This is a genomic window from Galbibacter sp. (assembly GCF_035306585.1).
Classification (GTDB): Bacteria; Bacteroidota; Bacteroidia; order Flavobacteriales; family Flavobacteriaceae; genus Galbibacter.
The window spans coordinates 1-6164 of the sequence record NZ_DATGNU010000112.1 but is presented as its reverse complement, the minus strand read 5'-3'; the positions used below and the strand labels follow the sequence as shown (position 1 = coordinate 6164).

7 protein-coding genes and 1 pseudogene are annotated in these 6164 nt (G+C 36.0%); 6 read left to right on the top strand and 2 right to left on the bottom strand.

The features are described 5' to 3' along the window. The 4 genes and pseudogenes from VKY50_RS10450 to VKY50_RS10435 all read left to right on the top strand — a co-directional run. Nucleotides 1-321: pseudogene (locus tag VKY50_RS10450) on the top strand (assimilatory sulfite reductase (NADPH) flavoprotein subunit); the annotation flags it as partial. 37 nt (nt 322-358) lie between these two features. Continuing rightward, nucleotides 359-2059 (top strand): assimilatory sulfite reductase (NADPH) hemoprotein subunit, encoded by a 1701-nt coding sequence (cysI, locus tag VKY50_RS10445; protein ID WP_324301581.1) that lies wholly within the window; start codon nt 359-361, stop codon nt 2057-2059. 190 nt (nt 2060-2249) lie between these two features. Beyond that, nucleotides 2250-2576: a 2Fe-2S iron-sulfur cluster-binding protein gene (locus VKY50_RS10440; RefSeq protein ID WP_324301579.1), complete on the top strand. Its 327-nt coding sequence runs from the start codon at nt 2250-2252 to the stop codon at nt 2574-2576. Between the two features lie 121 nt (nt 2577-2697). Beyond that, complete coding sequence (locus VKY50_RS10435; protein WP_324301577.1) at nt 2698-2913, top strand: hypothetical protein; 216 nt, start codon at nt 2698-2700, stop codon at nt 2911-2913. A gap of 161 nt (nt 2914-3074) precedes the next feature. On the opposite strand, the gene VKY50_RS10430 is transcribed toward VKY50_RS10435, so the two are convergent. Further along, nucleotides 3075-3860 (bottom strand): mechanosensitive ion channel family protein, encoded by a 786-nt coding sequence (locus tag VKY50_RS10430; RefSeq protein ID WP_324301575.1) that lies wholly within the window; start codon nt 3858-3860, stop codon nt 3075-3077. Nucleotides 3861-4110: 250 nt separating this feature from the next. Further along, complete coding sequence (locus VKY50_RS10425) at nt 4111-4587, bottom strand: hypothetical protein (RefSeq protein ID WP_324301573.1); 477 nt, start codon at nt 4585-4587, stop codon at nt 4111-4113. A gap of 207 nt (nt 4588-4794) precedes the next feature. On the opposite strand from VKY50_RS10425, the gene VKY50_RS10420 reads away from it, so the two are divergent. After that, a complete protein-coding gene (locus VKY50_RS10420; protein ID WP_324301571.1) occupies nt 4795-5271 on the top strand; it encodes a hemerythrin domain-containing protein in 477 nt (158 codons plus the stop codon). A 206-nt stretch (nt 5272-5477) separates the two neighbouring features. Further along, on the top strand, nt 5478-6164 hold a 687-nt coding region (locus tag VKY50_RS10415; protein ID WP_324301569.1), incomplete at its 3' end, for a tellurite resistance/C4-dicarboxylate transporter family protein.

The window sequence follows — 6164 nt, the reverse complement described above, 5'->3', positions numbered from 1 at the left end:
ACAGATTTTCTCTACCAAACTGAGTGGCAACAGTATTTAAATGATGGAATATTGACCAAAGCCGATGTTGCATTCTCTAGAGACCAACCACACAAACAATATGTACAAGATAGAATGATTGAAAATGGTAAAGAGTTGTACGAGTGGCTGGAGAAAGGAGCTCACTTTTACGTCTGTGGCGATGCCTCTAGAATGGCCAAAGATGTAGAAACAGCATTAAAACAAATCATTCAACAACAAGGAGGTCTATCACTTGAAAAAACAGAAGCGTACGTCAAAAACCTTAAATTGTCAAATCGATATCAGACTGATATTTATTAATGTTAACCATAGGATCTGACATCCAAAAAATATAGTAATGGATAAACAATTTGCTCAAGAGAACTTATCTCAGGATGAACATATAAAGAACAAGAGTGATTACCTTCGAGGAACCATCAAAGAAAGTCTAAAAAACCCTTTGACTGGCGCGTTACATCCTGATGATGTGAAGCTTATAAAATATCACGGTTCGTACCAACAACATGATAGGGATCAAGAAAGTGAAAGGAAACAGAAAAAGCTCGAGCCATTGTATCAGTTCATGGTACGTGTTAGGGCTGCTGGAGGTATAACGACCCCGAAGCAATGGCTTGCATTAAATGAGCTCTCTGATCTATATGGCAATGGTACATTGAAATTAACCACTAGGCAGTCATTCCAATTTCATGGGATACTTAAAAGAGGTTTAAAACCTGTTATTCAAAAAGTGAATGAGGTGCTATTAACCACCCTTGCCACCTGTGGGGATGTCAACAGAAATGTGATGTGTAATCCCAATCCATATCAATCACCTATTCACGCAGAGGTATATGAGTTTGCGGGTGAGATAAGCAACCATTTTCTTCCCAAAACCACGGCATATCATGAAATTTGGTTAAACAAAGAAAAAGTGGCTGGTACAGCAGATGTTGAGCCGTTATATCACCACACCTATTTACCACGTAAATTCAAGATAGGGCTTGCTATTCCTCCAAAGAATGATATTGACGTATTTGCGAATGATCTTGGTTTTATAGCCATTGAAGAAGACGGCAAACTCAAAGGATTTAATATTTGTGTTGGCGGAGGTCTTGGAAGTACTATTGGAAATAAATCCACCTATCCAAGACTTGCCGATGTAATAGGTTTTACAACCAAAGATAAAGTTATTGAAGTGGCAGAGACTGTCATATCAATACAAAGAGATTATGGAAATAGATCAGATAGAAAATTATCCAGGTTAAAGCATACGATCGACGATAGAGGTTTGGAATGGTTTGTAAGCGAACTCCATGCGAGACTAGGCTGGGAACTTGAAGGTCCTAAGACCTATAAATTTGTATCCAATGGGGATACCTATGGGTGGCTGAAAGGAATTAACGAAAAATGGTTTTATACGCTATTTGTGGAACATGGAAGGGTGAAAAATGAAGAAGGTCATACGTTGAAAAAGGCTTTACAGGAAATCGCTGAAATCCACACTGGGGATTTTCGATTAACTGGAAATCAAAACCTTATAATCGGAAATGTAGATGAAAAGGATAAGGAAAAAATTGAGACCATTTTAAAAGCCAATGGAATTACCGGCCATCGTAAATTAACTGGGCTTCGCAAAAACTCCATGGCCTGTGTTGCATTAGGTACCTGTGGACTTGCTTTTGCGGAATCAGAACGTTACCTGCCCTCTTTGATTGACAAATTAGACGTTATAATGAAAGATAATGGGCTTGATCAAGAAGCGATTAATGTTAGAATGACTGGTTGTCCAAATAATTGCGCTAGGTCATCTCTGGGAGAAATTGGTTTTGTAGGTCGTGCAATTGGCCGTTATAACCTTCGATTAGGAGCTAGTCACAATGGAGATCGACTCAATACCCTTTACAAAGAAATGTTATCAGAGGAGGATATTATTGCAGAATTAACACCAATGATTGCCTCATACGCCAATGAAAGGGAAGAAAATGAGAGTTTTGGGGATTTTGTAATACGCAAGGGAATTGTCAAAGCAACAGATCGTCCTATGCACGTTTTAACCTAATGGGAACTGTAAATATGGATACCCTTTAAAGGGAATATAATATGGTATATTTCTTTTAGATTAAGCCGAATTAGAATTGTTAGGAAGATTGGTGGGCTTTAGTTAAATTATACCCGAGTAATCGCAGCGGTTTAAATGGAGAACTATTATTCATCAAAGCCAGCTTAATTGCCTGCTAATTTAAAAGGTTATGTCCAAGGAAATATATCATCTTACCTACTTTAATGAATTAGGAGAAAAATACCATGTAGAATTTACGACCAATGAATATCATAATCTCATGGAACTTCTCTTCGATAAATATTTACAAGAATGGGGAGAATGTAAAGGCAGAGCGTGGTGTGGAACCTGTCATATCCAAATTCTGGAAGGTCATATTTCTGAACAAATGGATGAGGAGGAAAAACATACACTATCTGTGATCGATAGCGCGACAGATAAGAGCCGTTTAGCTTGTCAAATACCATTAAATTCAGATCTAGATGGCCTTGTCTTTAAAATCGAAGAAGCATTATAACGTTGTAGGGTTAAAATATCCTTAAAACCGCAAATATCAATGCTTTAAATTCGGTTATATTGATTCATTTGGTTATGTTTATCGAATCCAAATATAAATATCAAAAAATCAGTATGAAATTATGGGAAGGCCAGCAACAAGACCCACAAAATTGAGGGACGGTTATTATATAGAAATCTGTAATAAAAATCAGAAGAACGGGATAAAAATTCATAGAGCTACCAAGCAGCAATTGGTTCACGCCATTAAAGAATATGAGAAGAACAAAAAGGTGATCGTTCTAGGAAAGTTGAAAAATGGAAAAATGGAAAAAATCGATCTTCCAGGTTACGTTTAAAAATAATGTAGGTTCAATTATTGAAATGAATCTTCTTTACAGCACATCGTAGATCTTATTTACAAACAAACTTTTTATATCTTAAATAAAAATTTAGTAATGATTCGAGAAGTATATCCAAAACTGGTATATATCTCGAATTATTACTTTCTAAGCATCTATTACCTAAGACTCCCTTCAGGGAATTTAACCTTTTCAGGGGCCGCATTTAGCATCGGTAATGCTCTTCGCAGAATACGGTTACGTCGGCCAGTGGTATCTTCTGGTTCTACTGGATAAGAAATGACTGCCTCCATCCATGCAAACTTATTTATTCTAAAATAAACGTATGCCACCCATCGTTGGCTAGCCGCTTCACTCAAATGAGGATACCGTTGCTTAAAATCTTCATTACAAGCCTCAAGTAAACAATCTTCGACAAACTGTAGATCGCTAGTAAAAGCAACTTGAAGTGGCGTTTCATTCCAAATAAATGGAATTTCAGGACCAGAATAATTTATCACCTCCTCTTTCAGTACAAGACTATTTGGAAATCTAACAATTCTACCGCTTTTACGGTCATTCTCCAGGTAATCACCACTACATTCCAAAATGGTCGTATCTAGATATCCAATTTCAATCACATCTCCTCGAAAACTCTTTATCTGTACGCGATCCCCAACTAAATAGGTTCTTCGGAAAACTAGGTAAACCCAAGCAATGAAAGATGCAATAGGCGCCTGAAGTGCAAAACCTAGTACCAAGGAGATCAATCCAAAACTAACGGCTGCTGCATAAAGATTTTGGAACATAAAAGAAGCCACAACAATGAGACTCGAAATAAGGGCTAAAAACCGAATAATTCGCAATAAATTATAACGGTCGCCCTCGGTCTGCGCTTGTGAGTTAATAACTCTTTCAATGATTTTACTAATCAAAAAGATTATAGCGATTAAGAATAAACTCATGCTAAGCTTTTTGAAAAACGGAATATATCCCCTCCAATTGTCAAATAGTTTTAAATCTAGCGAATAATGGATGGCCATAAATAGTATAGACATTATGATATAAATCAATATCCATTGCTTATTATTCAAATCTCTCATTGTTATGAAATACTTAATTTTTCCTTTAAAATACTACATCTTTTGATAATACACCCAACTTTTAAAAACTAAAGCATGGTATTTTAAACAAGTCACCAGAATTTCGCACTATTTAAAAGAAGTAAAGTCCATGACTTCCAGCAACCGCTCCAATTATTGTAACTAGGCTTAAAATGAGAAGAACCCAATGTGCCAGTTGCATAATTCGAAAGGCTTGTTCGGGTTTTCTAGAAGTATAGTTTTTGAAGATTTTATGCAATACGAAAGGTTCAAGGACAAAAAGAATAATGGTAAAGATTAACCACACAGCGGTCATTGCATGAATCCACCAAAACCGAGCATCCAAGTACCGTTCCCAAGCGTCCATCTGATACATGATGTAAAAACCGCTTATACCAGTTAAAACGGTGGTAATCTTTGCAATTTGAGAAAATCGTCCTTCTATTTTTTCAAAAGTTTCAATCTTGTTTTCTTTAGAAACCATCCACTTTACTGCAGGGATCACTACCATAGTTACCATGGCGACCCCTCCAATCCATATGACCACCGATAGCACGTGGACAATTCGAGCAATTGTAATTGATTCCATAATTAAGTTTGGATTGATTTTAGATCAAAAATACCATTAAAATCAACATTAAGCTACCCATTTATCCTCAAACTGCGTTGGAGATAACCTGTTTTAATGCATATAAGGATTTCTACACTAACCAAGTATGATCAGCCTCATAAAATTTCAGTTAAGAAAGTAGGAGTTTTGTTGTTGTATTCTATGGAATTTTTAAAAACGTTCAACATGGCAGCAGACATTAATACCATTACTAGCATTGACCAGTTACAATTGGAACACGAATTAGCGCTTACGCTGTGCTTTAGAATTCGCAAAGGATTACTTAAAAAAGTACACACACAGCGAATAAGAAATTATGTAGATTGGTTTAGGGCTCAATTTCTTGATCCACATTTTGAGTTGGAAAAGCAGCACATATTTCCAATACTAGGAAACAATGCTAGAGTCAAAAGAGCACTAGCCAACCATAGACGCATTGATAGGTTACTGACCTGTAGTTGTGAGGACATAAAAGTATTGAGCCTATTAGAAGAAGAACTAGCTACCTTAATACGTTTTGAAGAACGTACCCTTTATCATAAATTAAGGCAAACGGTCACCCCCGAAAAACTACAGGAAATAAAACGACGGTCTGAAATCCAGTTAGATAGTAATGATCTATGGGAGGATCAATTTTGGAAAGAGGAATCCTCCGAGTACTAGCGATTATTCTAAATTCATCGCGAATTAATAGCACTATACCAAAAGTGATTTTTATCATTCTTTATCAAGGAAAATAGCCAGTTCTTTATCTTTCAATCTTACCAGAGAGTAGTAGACTTATAAATTAATTATATAAAAAATTCATATAATAACTATACTCTATCGAGATTGAAAATAATGTATATTTGATAAGTAAAGAACTCGGTATGAATATCCTTCAACAAAAAATCAAGAACCTACTCCCTGCCTATTTTGCCATAGTAATGGCCACTGGAATCATTTCCATTGCACTTCATTTAACAGGATCTGTTATGTTATCCTTTGTTTTATTTTATATAAACATCGTCTTTCTAGCGGGACTATTAAGCATCTTTATATATCGTTGTATCCGCTTTCCTAAGGATGTTTTTGCTGATTTTACAAGTTACCTCAAAGGACCAGGATTTTTCACTATTGTGGCAGCATTGTGCATCGTTGGCAATCAATGTATACTACTCACTGGAGATATAACATCTGCTAGGATATTGCTAATAATGGCGAGCATAGCTTGGTTATTTATTGGCTACGGTTTTTTTTTCAACATTACCGTTACCAAAAACAAAAAACCGCTTAATCAGGGTATTAATGGCACGTGGCTTGTTATTATAGTTGCGATTCAAGCCTTATCAAGTTTAATTAGTTTCTTAACTGAAGGGGATGATCAACCCGATTATTTCTTACTGTTCTTGGCACTTTTTCTTTTTTTATTAGGATGTATTTTTTATTTGTACATCATGTCCCTTATCATTTATCGCATCTCTTTTTTCTCTTTAAATGCCCAAGAATTGGGAGCCCCCTATTGGATTAATATGGGAGCAACAGCTATTACTACCTTAGCTGGTTCAATGTTAATT

Excerpts from the sequence above, each read along its gene's own strand:
- cysI (WP_324301581.1), top strand. The coding sequence starts at position 359 with ATGGATAAACAATTTGCTCAAGAGAACTTATCTCAGGATGAACATATA.
- VKY50_RS10440 (WP_324301579.1), top strand. The coding sequence starts at position 2,250 with ATGTCCAAGGAAATATATCATCTTACCTACTTTAATGAATTAGGAGAA.
- VKY50_RS10435 (WP_324301577.1), top strand. The coding sequence starts at position 2,698 with ATGGGAAGGCCAGCAACAAGACCCACAAAATTGAGGGACGGTTATTAT.
- VKY50_RS10430 (WP_324301575.1), bottom strand. The coding sequence starts at position 3,860 with ATGAGTTTATTCTTAATCGCTATAATCTTTTTGATTAGTAAAATCATT.
- VKY50_RS10425 (WP_324301573.1), bottom strand. The coding sequence starts at position 4,587 with ATGGAATCAATTACAATTGCTCGAATTGTCCACGTGCTATCGGTGGTC.
- VKY50_RS10420 (WP_324301571.1), top strand. The coding sequence starts at position 4,795 with ATGGCAGCAGACATTAATACCATTACTAGCATTGACCAGTTACAATTG.